Below are 16021 nucleotides of genomic sequence, written 5' to 3' on the forward strand. Positions count from 1 at the left end.
GTGAAATTGCACGGGGGGAAAGAGTGGTTCACCGCAGCCGAGTTGGCAGAGCTGGCGCTGCCCGGGTTGCCGCGCGCCAAGCGCAAGGTCAACGAGCGCGCCGCCGATGAATGCTGGGCGCTGCGCGAGGACGAGAACGGCAAGCCGCTGGCACGGCCGCGCGTCGGGGCACGCGGCGGCGGGCTGGAATATCATGTGTCGGTGCTGCCGGTGTCGGCCCGGACTGCGCTTGCCAGCATGGGCGTCGCGGCGGTCGCGCGGACCAGCCCGGAGCCGGAGACGGCATCGGCAGCGCTGTGGCGCTGGTTCGAGGGCCAGACCGATTCGATCCGCACCGAAGCGGCCGAGCGGCTGCGCATCCTGGACGCGGTCGCGCTGCTGGAACAGGCTGGGCTGACTGAAACCGCCGCGATCGCCGCGATCGGCAAGCGCGAAGGCAAGGCGCCATCGACGCTGTGGCAGTGGCGTGCGCTGGTCGCCGGTGTGCCGGCGGCGGATCGACTGCCGCACCTGGCGCGGCGCCGTGGCGGCGGCGGCAAGGAAACCGACGTCGACGAGGACGCCTGGCAGCTGCTGATTTCCGACTATCTGCGCCCGTCCAAGCCCAGCTTTTCGAGCTGCTATCAGCGGGTGTTGACCGACTATTGCCGCCCGCGCGGTATCGACCTGCCGATCGAGCGCACCCTGCGCCGCAAATTCGACCGTGAGATCGACCCGCGCGTGGTGATCGCCCGCCGTGAAGGTGACGAGGCACTGCGCCGTACGCTTCCTGCGCAGAAGCGCAGCGTCGCGGGCCTGCGTGCCATGGAGCTGGTGAATATCGACGGCCATCGCTGGGACGTGTTCGTGCAGTTCCCCGACGGCACGATCGCCCGGCCGATGATGGTCGCGATCCAGGACGTGTTCAGCCGCAAGTTCCTCGCATGGTCGATCGGGCGGACCGAAAGCGCCATCGAGACGCGGCTTTCGCTGGCGCACCTGTTCGATCGCTATGGCATTCCCGATGGCATCCTGCTCGACAATGGCCGCGCCTTTGCCAGCAAGTGGATCACGGGCGGCGCGACCTCGCGCTTCCGGTTCAAGATCAGGGACGAGGAGCCGCTGGGCATCCTGACCCAGCTGGGCGTCCAGATCCATTGGGCGACGCCGTACCGGGGCCAGTCCAAGCCGATCGAGCGCATGTTCCGCGACTTCTGCGACGCGATCGCCAAGCATCCGGCGTTCGAGGGGGCGTACACGGGCAACCGGCCCGATGCGAAGCCGGAGAATTACGGCTCCCGCGCAATCCCGTTCGAGCGGTTCGTGGAGGTCGTGGAGGCCGGGTTCGCGGCGCATAACGCGCGGCCTGGTCGTCGCACCGAAATGGCGCGGGACGCGGGACGCAGTTTCGATGACGTGTTCGCGGACAGTTATGCCGTTTCCCCGGTCCGCAAGGCCACCGAGGAACAGAAGCGCCTTGCGCTGCTGACCGCCGACGATCGGCCGACCGATCGCAAGTCGGGTGCGATCAACCTGTTCGGGAACCGCTATTGGACCGAAGCGCTGGGCGCGATCGCCGGCGATAAGGTGACCGTTCGGTTTGACCCGGACGATCTGCATGCGCCGCTGCACGTCTATGATCGCGCCGGCCGCTATCTGTGTTCGGCACCGGTGATCGAGGCGACCGGCTTCCTGGACGTTGCAGCGGCGAAGGAGCGCGCGCGGCTGGAGAAAAATTACCGCCGTGCGGTCAAGGACCAGGCCGAAGCGCTGCAACTGCTCGACGCCAATCGGGTCGAAGCGCTGCTGGCATCGCAATCCGTCGCGGAGACGCTGCCGGCGCCGGGTGCGATCCGTCCCGTGCGTTCGCGTGGCCAGACCGCCGCAGCCCTCAAAACAACCGCTCAGGCGGTTCCCAGCGGCGTCTCAGAGGCCGCTCGGGGCGCCGCGCTGGACCAGCTGGTCGCGGGGCACCGCCGCCTGCGCGCCGTGCAGTAGCCGAGTTTGGCCGCGCGCGAGCTGGACCCTCGCAAGCGGCCGGTACCGGGGGCGGATGCCCCACTTACACCGAGGACGGAACTACCATGAACGACCCTGCCAATATCAAGCTCGACTTTGACGAAATGCTGAGCTGGTTGAAGTGCTATCGCGAAGACAACGGGCTCAGCTGGCCCACGCTCGCGAAGCGGATGAACCGCCCCACCGGTTCGGTATCGTCGTGGCAGTCGCCCAGTTTCCAGGGCAACCGCGATAACGTCGCCAAGACGATCTATGCCTTCAAGCAGATGGTGGAGAGCCAGCAGTCGCGCGCCGCGATCGCGCTCGACCGCGTGCCCTTCATCGAGACGAAGACGGCCGAGCGCCTGCAGTTCCTGATGGAGTGGGCGCATGGCGGCCGGATCACCGCCGCTGCGATGGGGCCGGGCACCGGCAAGAGCATGACGGCGCTCCACTACAAGGCGTCCATGGGCGACACGGTGTTCTACGTGGAGCTGAACAAGACGGACCGTACCCCCAGCGCCATGATCGCGCGGGTGATGCGTGCGATGGGGCTCGCCAGCCCGACCGGCTGGGTCGCGCAGCGATCTGCACAGGTGGAGGCATTCGTACGCCAGCGCCGCACCCTGCTGATTCTGGACGAAGCCAATCATCTCGATCTGGACGCCATGGAAACGGTGCGCGGCTGGCACGACAGCACCGGGCTGGGCGTTTTCTTCGCCGGCAACGAGGAACTGGTGGAGCGAATCCGCGGCGGCTTCCGGCGCCATGCTTATGCCCGGCTCAACAGCCGCATCGCGCACTTCCATATCCAGGACTTGCCACTGGAAGAGGATATTCAGGCCTTCCTCGACGCCAACGGCATCGACGATCCGGCGATGATCCGCCCGCTGCTCGATATCGGCCTGTCGCCAGCTCATGGCGGGCTGCGCGAAGTGCGCCAGGTGCTGGAGTCCGCCAATATGGCGGCGATCTCAACCGAGACGGTTCTGGGTGTCGAGCATATCCGCAACGCCATTGCCAACCGGACCATCGACGCACGCCGGAGGGCCGCATGACGGCGCCCGCGAAAATCCGCTTCGTCGTGCTCGAAGGCGAACTGGACGAAGCGACGGCAGCGCAGATTCGCGCTGCCATTTCCGAGCCGGAAGCAGTCGTCGTCTATCCGATGCCGACGATCGCGGCGATCGTCGACCAGACGGGTGTCTATGCCCAGGTGATCGTCGGCCCCAGCAAGGCCTTCGGTGCCCTTCGGGCGCGCCATGCCGCACTGTGGGTCGCCGTTCGCTGGGCCGGCAAGTCGGTCGGGCAGCTTCAGGCTGCATTCGGCGGGCGCGATCATTCGTCGATCCTGCACGGCGTCGGCCGCGCGGAACAGATGCGCGAGCGCGATCCGGCTTTCCTGGCGTTGACCGACAAGGTGCTGGCGCATTTCATGGGAAGCCGGTTGTGAAGGCGGCTGCACGCCTGTTCGGCGCCGGCCGCGCCGCCAGCACAGGCCCCATGCCCGGCCGCAAGGCGACCGCCACCGCTGCCGATCCCGCCAGCCCGGCGAAGCGCCGCATGATCGCGATGGTGCATATCGCGAAGAAAGACCTGGCGCTGAGCGACGATGACTATCGCGCGATCCTGCTCGATGTCGCCGGTGTCGCCAGTTCGTCCAGGTGTAGCGAGGGCGACCTGATCAAGCTGATCGAGCGGTTCAAGGCGCGCGGGTGGAAACCGGCGCAGCCGGCCGGCCGCACCAAGCCGAAACCGGCCGACCACAAGACGGCCGGAAAGGCACGGGCGCTATGGCTGTCACTCCACGCACTGGGCGCGATCGACGATCCGTCCGAACGTGCGCTGGAGGCCTTCGCACGGCGCCAGCTCGGCTGCGCTCGCCTGCAATGGGCGAACCAGGCGCTGGCCTATCGCCTGATCGAGGCGCTGAAGGCGATGGCCGAGCGCCACGGCTGGGACCAGGCGCTCGATGGCGTGAAGCCCGAGGCGCGCGTGATCGTGCTGAAGCGACGCCTGGTCGCCACCCTCATGGACAAGCTCTGGGACTGCGGCGCGTGTCCGAGGGTGTGGGATGCGAACCGCGCGGCCCGCGAATTTGCCGGCATGAAAATCGAGCTGCTGTTCGCCACCGCGAGCGAGCTGGACATCGTCGCGCGCGAGTTCGGCCGCGTGCTGCGCCAGACCAAGGGAGGTCGCTAATGTATCATCACCTGCCCCAGTTGCGCGGCTATCAGCCGCTGTACCGGTCGGGAGACCATTGCCCCGGTTGCGGCGGCAGCCATTGGCTGGTCGGGCGGCGATCGGCCGAATGCGCGACGTGCGCCACTGCATTGCCGCTGGCGCCGATCGAGCGCGTTCCCGCTCCGGTACCGGCGCTTCCCGCATGGGCGGTGCGGCCATGATCCCGAAGAACGTGATGGACCGGCTGCGCAAGTGCCTGGCACTCAGCGCGAGCGCCAATGAGCACGAGGCGGCAGCGGCGCTGAACATGGCGCGCAAGATCATGGAGGAACATGGCATCACGACGGCCGACGTGGCGCTGGCCGAGATCGAGGAAGCTGCCGCACGCGGTTCGCGAAACCTGCGCCCCAGTCGCTGGGAAACCTATCTCTGTGCGGCGGTGCGCCGTGCCTTCGCGGTTGAGGTGTTCATCGATGCGAACCTCGACCGACGGTATGTTGGGCGGGGGCCAGCGCCCGAAGTGGCCAGCTATGCGTTTGCGGTGCTGTTCCGCCAGCTCCGCAAGGCACGGGCCGAATACATCACCACCGCGCTGCGTCGCTGCAAGCCCGGCCGCAAACGGGCTCGCGCCGACCGTTTCTGCGAAGGTTGGGCGACGGCCGTATATAGCAAGATCGCGGCGCTGGCGCCCAAGCCCGAGCCCGACCCGCTGGTCGGGCAGTATCTGGCGCAGCACCATCCCGGCCTGGTCGACTTCACACCGCGCGCCACCGCCGCGTCGCGCACCGCCAATGACTATTGGAACGGCGTGTCCAACGGCCGCCAGGCCGAACTGCACAGCGGCGTTGGTGCCGGCGCGCGACCGCTGGAGCTGGAGGGGAAATGATCCGGGTATCCGATCACGCGCTGCTCCGGTATCTGGAGCGGGATGTCGGCGTCGACATCGAGGGGCTACGCAGCGACCTTGAAGCGGCGTTCGAGCGATCCCATCGCGCCGCCCAGGCGCTGGGCGTTTCGGACTACGCCATTCACTCGGACGGCAGCATGTTCATCGTGCGGCGGGGTACCGTCACGACTGTTCTGTCGGATGCCCGCATGTCGCCCGGTGCGCGATTTCATGCGCTCGCGCCGCTGGAGCGGAACGGCGGATGAGCGAGGCGCTCTCGTACAGCCTGAAGGCGTTGCTCGGCGAAGATGGCTTCGTCGCGCTCGCGCAGGCGTTCGGGGGCACCCGTTTGTATGTGCCCGGTGCTATTTCCGCCGACCATGAAATCGCGCAGGCGATAGGTCTCGATGCCGCGAGGCTGCTGTCGCGCCGCTATTCTCCGGACACGATCCGCGTGCCGCTTGCGCGAAACGAGCGCGCCCGGCATTATCGCGCGCACGGGCTGACGAACGCCCAGATTGCGCGCAAACTCGGCATGGCCGAAACCGGCGTCGACAAATTGTTCGCCCGGATGGACGATCCGCCGGTCAAGGGATCGGCCCAACTCTCCCTCTTCTGATCCTCTTGCCCGCTTCGGCGGGCATGTATCAAACGTCACCATTTTCGCACTGTCCGGCCATCAGTTCGGGGGCGCGGCAGTGGTCGTTGACCTCCTTCGATCTTCGATCCGGGAGGCAGCGGTGACGCTAAATGTCCAGCAACTACAGGCACGCCTGGGAACGGCTCAGGACGGGGCAATCGGGCGTGTCACGCTGACCGCGCTGTTCGCGCGCGCCGGGGCCGCGCCGGATGCCGCCGCCGAACTGGGGCTGGCCGCCAATGTTCACTTCAAAACCTATGGCATCCTGGGTTCGGGGCTGCGTCTGGCGCACTTCATGGCCCAGTGCGCGCACGAATGCGGCGGCTTCCGCTACAAGCGCGAAATCTGGGGGCCGACCCCGGCCCAGATCGGTTACGAGGGCCGCGTCGACCTCGGCAACGACCAGAAGGGGGACGGCTATCGCTATCTGGGGCGCGGCCCCGGCGGCGTGACCGGCCGGGGCAATTACCGCCACTTCGGCCGCAGGCTGGGCATCGACCTGGAGAGCCATCCCGAGCTGCTCGAATTTTGGTCGCTCGGCCTGCTGGCATTCTGTTCTTATTGGGACGAGTGCGGCCTGAACGCATGGGCGGACAATGACGATCTGCTGGCGGTCTCAAACGGCGTGAACCGTGGCAATCCCCGTTCGGACAAGGCTCCGAACGGCTGGGATGACCGGCAGGCCCGCTATGCCGCGATGCGGAGGCTGGTGCTGTGAAAGCGCTCAAAGACCTGCTGTATGGCGGCCGCAACGAGTATCTGGACATCGTCCGGGTGCTGGCGTTGCTGGGCGGTATCACCTTTCTCGGGCTGTCCATCGCCGACTTTGTCCGGACCGGCGCGTTCCGGGAAATGGCCTTCGCCGGTGCCTGGGCATCGATGCTGGGCGCGACGACCGCCTCGATTTATGCCCGCAACCGCAGCGACGTGCAGCACCGCGCGGCGCCCGATCCGGCAGCGCCGGGGGATGGTGCGGCATGATCGGTTCGCTTGCCGCCTTGCTGGTGCGGCTGAAAGTGCCCGACGCCTGGTCGCGGCCGATCGCATGGGCGCTGGTCGTGGCGATCGCTACGCTCATTGTCTGGCAGACGTGGGTCCATTGGCTGTCGCGGCATGATCAGGCGGTGGTCGCCACCGATCGCGCGGCGGGGACAGTCGCCGTCCTCGGCAACGTCCTTGCCGCCGATCGGGCTGCCGGCGCCGCCAAGGACCGGCGCGACCGCGATTTCGCCGCCGACCAATCCAACCTGCAGGAGAAAGCCGATGCGGCTGCCGATAATGGCGCTAGCCCTCTCGACGCTCTGTTTAACGAGCTGCGGTAACCGGGCGCTCCGCGCGGTAGCGGTCACCCCCGATCCCGCTCCGCTGGAGGCTTGTCCGAACCAGTTTCCGGCCCCGCCTGCGCTGCCGCCGTTGACGCCGATCGTGCTGCCCGACGGGCGCCAGGTCGTGCTGCTGGACACGGTGATCGCGCGGGACACGGTGACTGCCCACTACATCATCAAGGCACGCGGCGTGTGGCACGCCTGCCGGTCGGCCGTCGATTACGTCGGTGACTGGTCGGCGCGCGTCCGTGGCGTTGCGATGCCCTGAGCGCCGATCGTGGAAGATGACGACGTTATCGTTGCGGCGGCCGAGGCCAGTCTGGCGCGCCAGACCGATGCCAGCATCGCCCGCATTCGCGCCGCGCTGGACCGGCCGGGCGAGGTGGAATGCCAGGATTGCGGCAACGAGATCGAGCCTGCGCGGCGTGCGGCAATGCCGTCCGCGACGCGGTGCATTCGGTGCCAGAGAGATGTCGAGCGCGGGGGGAAGCGGTGAAGTTTGAATGGTTGATCATGGTGCTGACCGCGCTCTCGCTACTGTTGGGTATCGCCAACACGATCTGGGCCTGGATGACCAAAGGCGGCGCAGAGCTGGCAGAGAAGCAGAAGGCGCAGGATCAGGCGCTGGACGATCATGACCGTCGCATCCTCTCGATCGAGGCGGAGCTGAAGCACCTGCCTAGCAAGGAAGACGTGAACGGTCTGCGCCTGCAGCTGAGCGACGTGAACGGCAAACTGAAGACGCTCGAATCGGAGCTGAGCAGCGTGACCCGCACCATGCGCCGAATCGAGGATCATCTGTTGGGAGCGAAGTCGTGAGTTACGCCGACGAACTCGCCGCCGATGCGCGGCTGTGCATGCTGAAGGAGCTGTCGGCGCAGGTCGACGGCCGCCTGAACGAAGTGGGCCTGATGCGGGTGCTCGACACGTTCGGCATCCGCCGCACCCGCGACTGGGTGCGTACCCAGCTGCGCCAGCTCGAACAGCTGGGCGCGGTGCGGATCACCGAGGCCGGGACCGTGATGGTGGCAGCGCTCACCAAGTTCGGCCGAGACCATGTCGAGCGCCGCGCCGTCATTGAGGGGGTTACCCGCCCCTCGGACGAGGATTGAGCCGTGGCCAGCGCCGGCGCCGATCGGCGCGAGGGTCGCGGGCGGCTCTCCACACTCGACATGCTGCCGGACGCGGCAGAGGAAGACATCGTCTGGGCACTGGAGGCGCTGCGGCAGCGTAGCCTGCCGCAGAACCTGATCCTCGACCAGTTCAACGCGCGCCTGGCATCGCGCGGAATCGATCCGGTCAGTCGGTCGGCGTTCAACCGCTGGTCGATCCGCAAGTCGATCCAGTTCCGCCGGCTAGACGAGCTGCGCACCGTCACCAACGATCTGGTCGCGAGCCTGGGGACCGGCGACGCGGACGACGTGACGGTGGCGATCGCCGAAATCCTGAAGGCCAGCATCTATGAGCGGGTCGAAGGGGGCGAACTGAAGTCGAAGGAAATCCTGGAACTGTCGCGGTCGCTCAATTCGATCGTGGCGGCGCAGAAGACTTCGGCCGTGCATCGGCGCGAGCTGGAGGAACGGGTCAACAGCCAACTGGAGGCCGCAGCGGAGGAAGTCGGCAAGGCCGAGAAGCAGATGCGCGAGGCCGGCCTTAGTGCAGATTCGATCGCGCAGATTCGGCGCGACGTGTTGGGGCTGCGGACATGAGCACGGACCGGGCCACCCCGGAATCGCCGTCGCTGCTGAAGCGCGTCGCCAATGTCGTCTCCACGGCTGCCGCCGGCGTCGCGCTGGCGGCCGGAGTCGTCCAGGGACCGCCCGTCCTCGCCCGCAATCCGGCCGAGCTGCCGGTCGAGCTGCCGCGCGGTGCGGAGATTCCTGCCGACCATGATCCGCTTGCCGACGGCATCCTCATGGATCACCAGAAGGCGTGGCTGGAAGACCAGTCGCCGCTGAAACTGGGGGAGAAAGGGCGGCGGACCGGCATCACCTATGCCGAGGCGCTGGACGATACGCTGATCGCGGCGGCAGCGCGCTCTGCCGGCGGCGACAATGTCTTTTACATCGGCGACACGAAGGACAAGGGCCGCGAGTTCATCGGCTATGTCGCCCACTTCGCGAAGGTGGTCGCGGGCCAGCTCGGTCAGATCGAAGAGTTCCTGTTCGAGGATCAGCTCGAAGACGGCAGCTCGCGCCAGATTTCCGCCTACCGCGTGCGCTTCGCGTCCGGCTTCCGGGTCGAGGCGCTGTCGTCGCGGCCGGAGAATATACGCGGCCTGCAGGGCGTCGTCGTCATCGACGAAGCGGCCTTCCATGCGAACGTCCGGGCGGTACTGGACGCGGTCAACGCGCTGCTGATCTGGGGCGGCCGTATCCGCGTGATCTCCACGCACAACGGCAAGCTCAATCCGTTCAACGAGCTGATCAACGAGGCGAAGGCGGGCAAGGTCCCCTTCAGCCTGCACTTCATCCCGTTCGACGCGGCAGTGAAGAACGGGCTGTATCGCCGCGTCTGCCTTCTACGCGGGCTGACCTATTCGGCCGAGGCAGAGGCCGAGTGGGAAGCGAAAATCCGTGGCGCCTACGGCCTGCGCAAGGCGCAGATGGCGCAAGAGCTGGATGCGATCCCGGCCGATGCCGAAGGATCGGCGCTCAGCCAGGTGGTGATCGAGTCCGTCGCCAGCCGCGACGTGCCCGTTGTCCGCTGGACGCTGGGCAGCGATTTTGCCGAGCTGTCGCCCGAGGCCCGCAAGGCGGTGACCGACCGGTTCCTGATCGAGCGGATCAAGCCGGTACTGGATCGCCTGGACAAGGACCGGCGTCACGACCTGGGCTGGGACTTCGCGCGATCGGGCGACACGTCCGGGCCGATCATCACCGAACTGGGGCAAGACCTGGTCCGCCGGCAGAAGCTGGTCGTCGAGCTGCGCAACGTGCCGTTCGAGACGCAACGCGACGTGGCGTTTTATATCCTGCAGCGTTTGCCGAGGCTGGGCCACGCTGCGTTCGATGCCACCGGCAATGGCGCCTATCTCGCGGAGGTCTGCGCGATCGGCTACGCTTCCTCCACCGGCTTCGTACCCGGTTTCGGCGCCCGCGTGAGCCAGGTGAAGCTGAGCCAGGAATGGTACCGGCAGAATGCCGTGCCCTATGTGAATGCGTTCGGCGAAAAGACCGTGCTGATCGCGGCCGATGCGGACATCGTGCTCGATCACCAGGCGCTGCAATATGTCGGCGGCATCATCAAGGTGCCGGACGATTTCCGCTTCAAGGGCAGCGACGGCTTCCCCCGCCATGGCGACACGGCGATTGGCGGGATGTTGGCTTGGTATGCATCGCGCCAGGCGGCTGTCGCTTATGGCTACCAGGCCGTGCCGCCGAACGGCGAAACGAGCGATTCCCCTTTCGCCGATCCGAACGCGCCGACGGCCGGTGGCAGTTGGTGGCGATCGCCGCTGGGAGCCCGATTGCGAGGCGGCGGGACATGGTGATGGCCGGCCGAACGGGCTTCCCCGGAATTTGGGCCGCAGAACGCCAGCAGAGGCCGCCGCCGAACCCGACTAGCCAATCTGCATGCGATTGGCCTCTCAGGGGCCTCTCAGCCCTCTTAATCGGCCATTTCAATCCGAAGGGACTCCATCAATGACCAGGCTGCTGGATCATCGGGGCAATCCGATCCGCAAAGACCTGCTGACCCAGGAGATCGCCGGTGCCTCGCTGGCATCGGTGCGGTCGCCCGTATCTGCCTATCCAGGCGACGGCCTGGAGCCGCTGCGGCTGGCGCAACTGATGCGGATGGCAGATCATGGCGACCCGCTCCGCTATTTCGAGCTGGCCGAGCAGATCGAGGAACGCGATCTCCATTACACCGGCGTGCTGGGGACGCGAAAGCGTTCGGTCAGTCAGATTGACGTGACGGTGATCGCCGCGAGCGACGCGCCGGAAGATATCGCAATGGCCGACATGGTGCGCGAATGGATCGATCGGGACGAGCTGGCGGATGAGATGTTCGATATCCTCGACGCGGTCGGCAAGGGTATCTCCTTCACCGAGATCATCTGGGACAGCAGCGAGGGGCAATGGCGTCCCGAGCGGTTGGAGCGCGTGGACCAGCGCTTTTTCACGTTCGATCGAAAAGACCTGAAGACACCGCTGCTGCGCGGCGGCCTGAGCGGTAACGGCACCGACGAGCCGCTGGAGCCGTTCAAGTTCATTACCGCCCAGATCAAGGCCAAGTCGGGCCTTCCGATGCGGTCGGGCATTGCCCGGCTGCAGGCCTGGAACTGGATGTTCAAGGCGTTCACGCAGCGTGACTGGGCGATCTTCGCACAGACCTACGGACAGCCTGTCCGCGTGGGCAAATTTCATCCCGGCGCGACTAAGGAGGATCAGGCGACCTTGTTCCGCGCGGTCGCCAATATCGCAGGCGACTGCGCTGCTATCATTCCCGAAGGCATGATGATCGAGTTCATCGAGTCCGGGAATGTCGGCCAGGGGTCGGACCTGTACGAGCGTCGCGCCGACTGGTTGGACCGGCAGACCTCGAAAGCTGTTCTGGGCCAGACGACAACGACGGACGCAGTCTCCGGTGGTCACGCCGTCGCCCAGGAACACAGGCTGGTCCAGGAGGATATCGAGACCGCCGACTGCAAGGCGATAGCGGCGGTGCTCAATCGCGATCTGATCCGCCCCTGGATCATCCTGGAGCGCGGGCCGCAGAAGCGGTATCCCCGTATCAAGATCGCGCGGCCCAAGCAGGAGAATGTGGAGCCGCTGGTCAGTGCCTTGGAGGTGCTGGTGCCGATGGGCCTGAAGGTGCAGGCCAGCGAGGTCCGCGACAAATTGGGGCTCGCCGATCCGGATGCCGGCGCGGAATTGCTCCAGGCGCCCGCCTCTGCGCCGCAACAGCCCGCGATCGGCGCTGCTACCACGGCGTTGCAGTCGGCGCAGACTCCGCCCGCGTTTCCAGGCGACGCGATCGGTGACCGCCTTGTAGACGATACCTCGGCCGACATGAGCGAGCTGCTCGGCACGATCGAGACGATGATGGAAAAGGCGGCCACCCTGGACGAGTTGAAGGCGATGCTGCTGTCTGCGTTCCCGGACCTGGACATGTCCAAGATCGCCGCCGCGATCGCGCAAGGGATGATGGCAGCGCATGCGGCCGGTCGATCCGATCTGGAGAGTGAGAGTGCCTGAGGGGCACCCCAGCGCCCTCTCAGGCGCCTTTCGGAAGCCCTTTAGCGAACAGATCGCATTCTTTCGCCGCAAGCTCGGCCGACTGGTGCCAACGCGGCGCTGGGATGACCTGAAAACCAGCGAGCACGATCACGCATTCATGGTCGCCGGTGCGATGAAGGCGGACCTGCTTAGCGATCTCGCTGCGGCGGTCGACCGCGCGATCGCGGAGGGCAAGAGCCTGGACGCATTCCGGACCCGGCCGCGACCTGGACAATCACCGGCGGCCTTTCTGGTTACGCAGATGGGACGCTGCAGTCTCAGACTACGCTGCGCGTTCCGGATGTTGCGGGCTATGCGCCGGTTCTCAGCCATGCATTCTGGTATGGGGCGGCGCAGTCGGTGCGATATCTCAGGCTGACGCTGGCCCAACCCAGTGGCGCCGCCCCGCTCTCCGCTGGCGTGATCCTTGTAGGCCAGGCGCTTGCCCCGCAATTTCCCCAGGAGTGGGGCGCCGGTCGGCAGCCTATCGATACGGGGACTGCTACAGCACTTCCCGACGGAGGGTTCGCCGTCGTGGAAGGCACCAGAAAGACGGCATGGTCCTGGACGTTGGGCGATCTCAGCGATGCGGAACTGGATCGGCTCTACGAGATCGCACTGGATCGGGGCGAAACGCGCCCGTTGCTGGTGGTCGAGCAACCTGACCGAACCGCCGGGTTGCGCCGGCGTCTGCACTACGGACTGTTCCGGCAGTTGAAAGCGTTCGACCGACAGAGCCCCGGCCGCACGAGATGGGAACTGCGGATCGAGGATTGGGGCGGCGAGGCGGTCTCCTAAGAAGCCTCTGCGGAACCGCTTAGGCGGGCTTCAGCTACGTTGGAATGCTCCGGATAGTTGTGTCAAAGACTCCGGAAAGCCGTGTCACGCTTCAGGGGGGATGACCCTTGCGATTGGGCGAATGTTCCCCATATGTACCGAGTAAAATCAGCAACCACGCTCTTTGTCATCGTCGGCTCAGTTCTGTTGCCTGTCGCCAGGTCGGATGGTCGCCCGCGACGCGATCGGCTAGAACACCCTCCGATTGGAGACGCCTGTGTCGATTCCTGAACCCATTGGTGCCTTCGCGATTGTCCCGCACAATGACCTTCCTGCGGCCATCCCCTTCTGGGAGCGGCTCGGGTTCGAGCGGACGGGCGGCGATGCGCAATATGCGATCATGACCGGCTGGGGCTGCGAAGTGCATCTGACCCAGGCCGGCGCCGGCCCGTGGCAGGTGCCCGCCGATCACAACCCGTTCGGGGTGTTCATCCGAACGCCGGAGGTGGACGTCATCGCCGCGCGGGTGGACGATCTGGTTATCCGCCCCGGCGGCGTGCTGCGGCATCGCGAATGGGGGATGTATGAAGTCGGCATTGCCGGACCCGATGGCATGCTGGTCCGGATCGGCTGGCCGTCGCAGCTGATGCAGGCTTAGGCGGTGCCCATCGCCCGTTGCGGATAGGCCCGGAGCCGCAACTTCGATCGTGAAAAACGATGTTCGGGCCTAAACTTCCTAAACTTCGCCGCCGCCGGGCGTGCTGCCACCGCGATCGCCCGGGGGCGTCGAAAATTCAAGAAATCAAGCAAATGCAGGCATTTCCGGCAACAGCTTGTCCAGCGTAATGGGATAATCGCGCACCCGCACCCCGCAGGCATTGTAGATTGCGTTCGCCACTGCCGCGCCGACGCCGCACAGGCCCAGTTCGCCCACGCCCTTGGCCTTCATCGGCGAGGTGGTCGGGTCCGTCTCGTCGAGGAAGATCACGTCCTGGTGCGGGATGTCGGCATGGACCGGCACTTCATAGCCGGCGAGATCGTGGTTGACGAAGAAGCCGAAGCGCTTGTCGACCGCGAGCTCTTCCATTAGTGCGGCGCCAACGCCCATGGTCATCGCGCCGATCACCTGGCTGCGCGCCGATTTGGGGTTGAGGATGCGTCCGGCGGCGCACACCGCCAGCATCCGCCGCACGCGCACCTCGGCGGTGGCGGCATCGACGGCAACCTCGACGAAATGCGCGCCGAAGGTCGATTGCTGGAACTTCTCGGCAAGGTTGCCATAGTCCATGCTGTCTTCGGCGACGAGTTCGCCGCCCCGGGCGGCCTCGGCAAGCGGCACGGTGCGGTTGCCGGCGCGGACCGTTCCGTCCTCGAACACGGCATCGGCCGAATTGAAGCCCAGCGCCGTCGCCACCTTGGCGCGCAGGGCAGTGCAGGCAGCATAGACGCCGGCCGCCGAACTGTTCGCGCCCCATTGGCCGCCTGATCCGGCCGAGACGGGGAAGCTGGAATCGCCGAGATGCACCACCACCTTGTCGAGCGACACGCCCATCATCTCCGCCGCGGTCTGGGCCAGGATGGTGTAGGTGCCGGTGCCGATGTCGGTCATGTCGGTTTCGACCGTCACCACGCCCTGGCCGTTCAGCCGCACCCGCGCGGCGGACTTGCCGTTGAGGTTGTTGCGGAACGCCGCCGCCATGCCATGGCCGATCAGCCAGCGGCCTTCGCGGTGCCGTCCGGGCACGGGGCTGCGCTTTGCCCAGCCGAATTTTTCGGCGCCGATGCGCATGCATTGCACGAGTTGCCGCTGCGAAAAGGGGCGGTTCGGCGCTTCGGGATCGACCTGGCTATCGTTGATCGCGCGGAACTCGATGGGGTCCAGACCCAGCTTTTCCGCCATTTCGTCCATGGCGATTTCCAGCGCCATCATGCCCGGCGCCTCGCCCGGGGCGCGCATGGCATTGCCCTCGGGCAGGTCGAGCACGGCCAGCCGCATCGCGGTCAGCCGGTTTTCGCCGGCATAGAGCAGCCGGGTCTGGCTGACCGCCGTTTCCGGCCCGCCGCCCGGCAGGTCGCCCGACCAGCTTTCATGGCCGATCGCGGTGATCTTGCCTTGCTTCGTCGCGCCGATGCGGATGCGCTGGATCGTCGCCGGGCGGTGGGTGGTGTTGTTGGCGATCAGCGGCCGCTGCAGCGCCACCTTGACGGCCCGGCCGCAGGCGCGGGCGCCCAGCGCGGCCAGAATGGCATCGGCGCGGACGAACAGCTTGCCGCCGAATCCCCCGCCGACGAAGGGCGACATCAGCCGCACCTTGTCCTTGGCGATGCCGAGCGTCCTGGCGACATCGCCCTTGCTCCAGTTGATCATCTGGTTGGAGGTCCAGAGCAGCAACTGGTCGCCTTCCCATTTCGCGGTGGAGGCGTGCGGCTCCATCATCGCGTGCGAATGGTCCGGCGTGGAATAGCGGGTGTCGAGCGTGACCGGCGCGCTGGCAAAGGCGCCGTCGAAATTGCCGACTTTGCTCTCGGCCGGGCCGCCAAAGTCCGGGTTGGGCAGGACGGCATCGGCCATTTCCGCTGCAAGGTCGAAGCGGCCCTTGGTGCGGGCATAGTCGACGCGGATCAGCGCAGCGGCTGCGCGCGCCTGCTCGAAGCTCTCGGCCACTACCAGCGCGATGGCCTGGTGGTAATGCTCGATCTCCGGTCCGCCGAGCAGCTTTGCCGTGTTGAAATTGCCCTTGGTCAGCTTGCCGGCATTTTCTGCGGTGACGATCGCGAGGACGCCCGGCGCAGTCTTGGCGGCGCTGAGGTCCATGCCCGTGATCCGGCCCTTGGCGATCGCCGCGCCCAGCACATAGCCATAGGCGGCCCCCGGCGCGACATCATGCCGCTCATAGGCATAGGGCGCGCGGCCGGTGGTCTTGAGCGGGCCGTCGATCCGGTCGGTGGCCTTGCCGACCACTTTCAGCCGGTCGATCGGATTGGTCGTGGCGGGGGTGTCGAACTTCAT

21 protein-coding genes are annotated in these 16021 nt (G+C 66.5%); 20 read left to right on the plus strand and 1 reads right to left on the minus strand.

All coding sequences use genetic code 11. The features are described from left to right. The 20 genes from ACT53M_RS10705 to ACT53M_RS10800 all read left to right on the plus strand — a co-directional run bounded on the left by ACT53M_RS10705 (position 1) and on the right by ACT53M_RS10800 (position 13669). The gene (locus ACT53M_RS10705; RefSeq protein WP_476233290.1) at positions 1–1977 is read left to right on the plus strand and encodes a transposase domain-containing protein; all 1977 of its coding nucleotides are present in this window, start codon (positions 1–3) and stop codon (positions 1975–1977) included. An 86-nt stretch (positions 1978–2063) separates the two neighbouring features. Beyond that, entirely contained in the window at positions 2064–3035 is a 972-nt protein-coding gene (locus ACT53M_RS10710) for an AAA family ATPase (RefSeq protein ID WP_476233292.1), read from the plus strand. After that, positions 3032–3430, plus strand: coding sequence for a hypothetical protein (locus ACT53M_RS10715; protein ID WP_476233293.1), 399 nt, complete (start codon positions 3032–3034; stop codon positions 3428–3430). The genes ACT53M_RS10710 and ACT53M_RS10715 overlap by 4 nt, the downstream gene beginning before the upstream one ends. Continuing rightward, positions 3427–4179 (plus strand): gp16 family protein, encoded by a 753-nt coding sequence (locus ACT53M_RS10720; protein WP_476233294.1) that lies wholly within the window; start codon positions 3427–3429, stop codon positions 4177–4179. The genes ACT53M_RS10715 and ACT53M_RS10720 overlap by 4 nt, the downstream gene beginning before the upstream one ends. After that, positions 4179–4382 (plus strand): hypothetical protein, encoded by a 204-nt coding sequence (locus ACT53M_RS10725; protein ID WP_476233295.1) that lies wholly within the window; start codon positions 4179–4181, stop codon positions 4380–4382. The genes ACT53M_RS10720 and ACT53M_RS10725 overlap by 1 nt, the downstream gene beginning before the upstream one ends. Continuing rightward, positions 4379–5047, plus strand: a complete 669-nt coding sequence (locus tag ACT53M_RS10730) for a DUF2786 domain-containing protein (RefSeq protein WP_476233296.1) — start codon at positions 4379–4381, stop codon at positions 5045–5047. The genes ACT53M_RS10725 and ACT53M_RS10730 overlap by 4 nt, the downstream gene beginning before the upstream one ends. After that, a complete protein-coding gene (locus tag ACT53M_RS10735; protein WP_476233297.1) occupies positions 5044–5313 on the plus strand; it encodes a hypothetical protein in 270 nt (89 codons plus the stop codon). The genes ACT53M_RS10730 and ACT53M_RS10735 overlap by 4 nt, the downstream gene beginning before the upstream one ends. Beyond that, the gene (locus ACT53M_RS10740; RefSeq protein ID WP_476233298.1) at positions 5310–5666 is read left to right on the plus strand and encodes a hypothetical protein; all 357 of its coding nucleotides are present in this window, start codon (positions 5310–5312) and stop codon (positions 5664–5666) included. The genes ACT53M_RS10735 and ACT53M_RS10740 overlap by 4 nt, the downstream gene beginning before the upstream one ends. A gap of 121 nt (positions 5667–5787) precedes the next feature. Beyond that, positions 5788–6405: a glycoside hydrolase family 19 protein gene (locus ACT53M_RS10745; RefSeq protein WP_476233299.1), complete on the plus strand. Its 618-nt coding sequence runs from the start codon at positions 5788–5790 to the stop codon at positions 6403–6405. Then, positions 6402–6668 carry a hypothetical protein gene (locus tag ACT53M_RS10750; protein WP_476233300.1) on the plus strand — a complete coding sequence of 89 codons (267 nt, stop codon included), beginning with the start codon at positions 6402–6404 and terminating at the stop codon, positions 6666–6668. The genes ACT53M_RS10745 and ACT53M_RS10750 overlap by 4 nt, the downstream gene beginning before the upstream one ends. Continuing rightward, complete coding sequence (locus ACT53M_RS10755) at positions 6665–7009, plus strand: hypothetical protein (protein WP_476233301.1); 345 nt, start codon at positions 6665–6667, stop codon at positions 7007–7009. Before ACT53M_RS10750 ends, ACT53M_RS10755 begins: the two co-directional genes overlap by 4 nt. 91 nt (positions 7010–7100) lie before the next feature. Next, complete coding sequence (locus tag ACT53M_RS10760; RefSeq protein WP_476233302.1) at positions 7101–7280, plus strand: hypothetical protein; 180 nt, start codon at positions 7101–7103, stop codon at positions 7278–7280. Between the two features lie 9 nt (positions 7281–7289). Then, positions 7290–7508 (plus strand): TraR/DksA C4-type zinc finger protein, encoded by a 219-nt coding sequence (locus ACT53M_RS10765; protein ID WP_476233303.1) that lies wholly within the window; start codon positions 7290–7292, stop codon positions 7506–7508. Beyond that, positions 7505–7831, plus strand: a complete 327-nt coding sequence (locus ACT53M_RS10770) for a DUF2730 family protein (RefSeq protein WP_476233304.1) — start codon at positions 7505–7507, stop codon at positions 7829–7831. Before ACT53M_RS10765 ends, ACT53M_RS10770 begins: the two co-directional genes overlap by 4 nt. Then, positions 7828–8124: a VpaChn25_0724 family phage protein gene (locus ACT53M_RS10775; protein ID WP_476233305.1), complete on the plus strand. Its 297-nt coding sequence runs from the start codon at positions 7828–7830 to the stop codon at positions 8122–8124. The genes ACT53M_RS10770 and ACT53M_RS10775 overlap by 4 nt, the downstream gene beginning before the upstream one ends. Positions 8125–8127: 3 nt before the next feature. After that, positions 8128–8721, plus strand: coding sequence for a phage protein Gp27 family protein (locus tag ACT53M_RS10780; protein ID WP_476233306.1), 594 nt, complete (start codon positions 8128–8130; stop codon positions 8719–8721). Then, positions 8718–10505 (plus strand): hypothetical protein, encoded by a 1788-nt coding sequence (locus tag ACT53M_RS10785; protein WP_476233307.1) that lies wholly within the window; start codon positions 8718–8720, stop codon positions 10503–10505. Before ACT53M_RS10780 ends, ACT53M_RS10785 begins: the two co-directional genes overlap by 4 nt. Before the next feature lie 151 nt (positions 10506–10656). Then, entirely contained in the window at positions 10657–12213 is a 1557-nt protein-coding gene (locus ACT53M_RS10790) for a DUF935 domain-containing protein (protein WP_476233308.1), read from the plus strand. 441 nt (positions 12214–12654) lie between these two features. Continuing rightward, complete coding sequence (locus tag ACT53M_RS10795) at positions 12655–13032, plus strand: hypothetical protein (protein WP_476233310.1); 378 nt, start codon at positions 12655–12657, stop codon at positions 13030–13032. Between the two features lie 256 nt (positions 13033–13288). Then, positions 13289–13669 (plus strand): VOC family protein, encoded by a 381-nt coding sequence (locus ACT53M_RS10800; protein ID WP_476233311.1) that lies wholly within the window; start codon positions 13289–13291, stop codon positions 13667–13669. A 144-nt stretch (positions 13670–13813) separates the two neighbouring features. Here ACT53M_RS10800 and paoC read toward each other — a convergent pair whose 3' ends face one another. Further along, a complete protein-coding gene (gene paoC / locus ACT53M_RS10805) occupies positions 13814–16021 on the minus strand; it encodes an aldehyde oxidoreductase molybdenum-binding subunit PaoC (RefSeq protein ID WP_476233312.1) in 2208 nt (735 codons plus the stop codon).

It is taken from the genome of Sphingomonas sp. DMC6 (assembly GCF_056314225.1).

Excerpts from the sequence above, each read along its gene's own strand:
- ACT53M_RS10740 (WP_476233298.1), top strand. The coding sequence starts at position 5,310 with ATGAGCGAGGCGCTCTCGTACAGCCTGAAGGCGTTGCTCGGCGAAGAT.
- ACT53M_RS10725 (WP_476233295.1), top strand. The coding sequence starts at position 4,179 with ATGTATCATCACCTGCCCCAGTTGCGCGGCTATCAGCCGCTGTACCGG.
- ACT53M_RS10730 (WP_476233296.1), top strand. The coding sequence starts at position 4,379 with ATGATCCCGAAGAACGTGATGGACCGGCTGCGCAAGTGCCTGGCACTC.
- ACT53M_RS10715 (WP_476233293.1), top strand. The coding sequence starts at position 3,032 with ATGACGGCGCCCGCGAAAATCCGCTTCGTCGTGCTCGAAGGCGAACTG.
- ACT53M_RS10785 (WP_476233307.1), top strand. The coding sequence starts at position 8,718 with ATGAGCACGGACCGGGCCACCCCGGAATCGCCGTCGCTGCTGAAGCGC.
- ACT53M_RS10735 (WP_476233297.1), top strand. The coding sequence starts at position 5,044 with ATGATCCGGGTATCCGATCACGCGCTGCTCCGGTATCTGGAGCGGGAT.
- ACT53M_RS10755 (WP_476233301.1), top strand. The coding sequence starts at position 6,665 with ATGATCGGTTCGCTTGCCGCCTTGCTGGTGCGGCTGAAAGTGCCCGAC.
- ACT53M_RS10790 (WP_476233308.1), top strand. The coding sequence starts at position 10,657 with ATGACCAGGCTGCTGGATCATCGGGGCAATCCGATCCGCAAAGACCTG.
- ACT53M_RS10710 (WP_476233292.1), top strand. The coding sequence starts at position 2,064 with ATGAACGACCCTGCCAATATCAAGCTCGACTTTGACGAAATGCTGAGC.
- paoC (WP_476233312.1), bottom strand. The coding sequence starts at position 16,021 with ATGAAGTTCGACACCCCCGCCACGACCAATCCGATCGACCGGCTGAAA.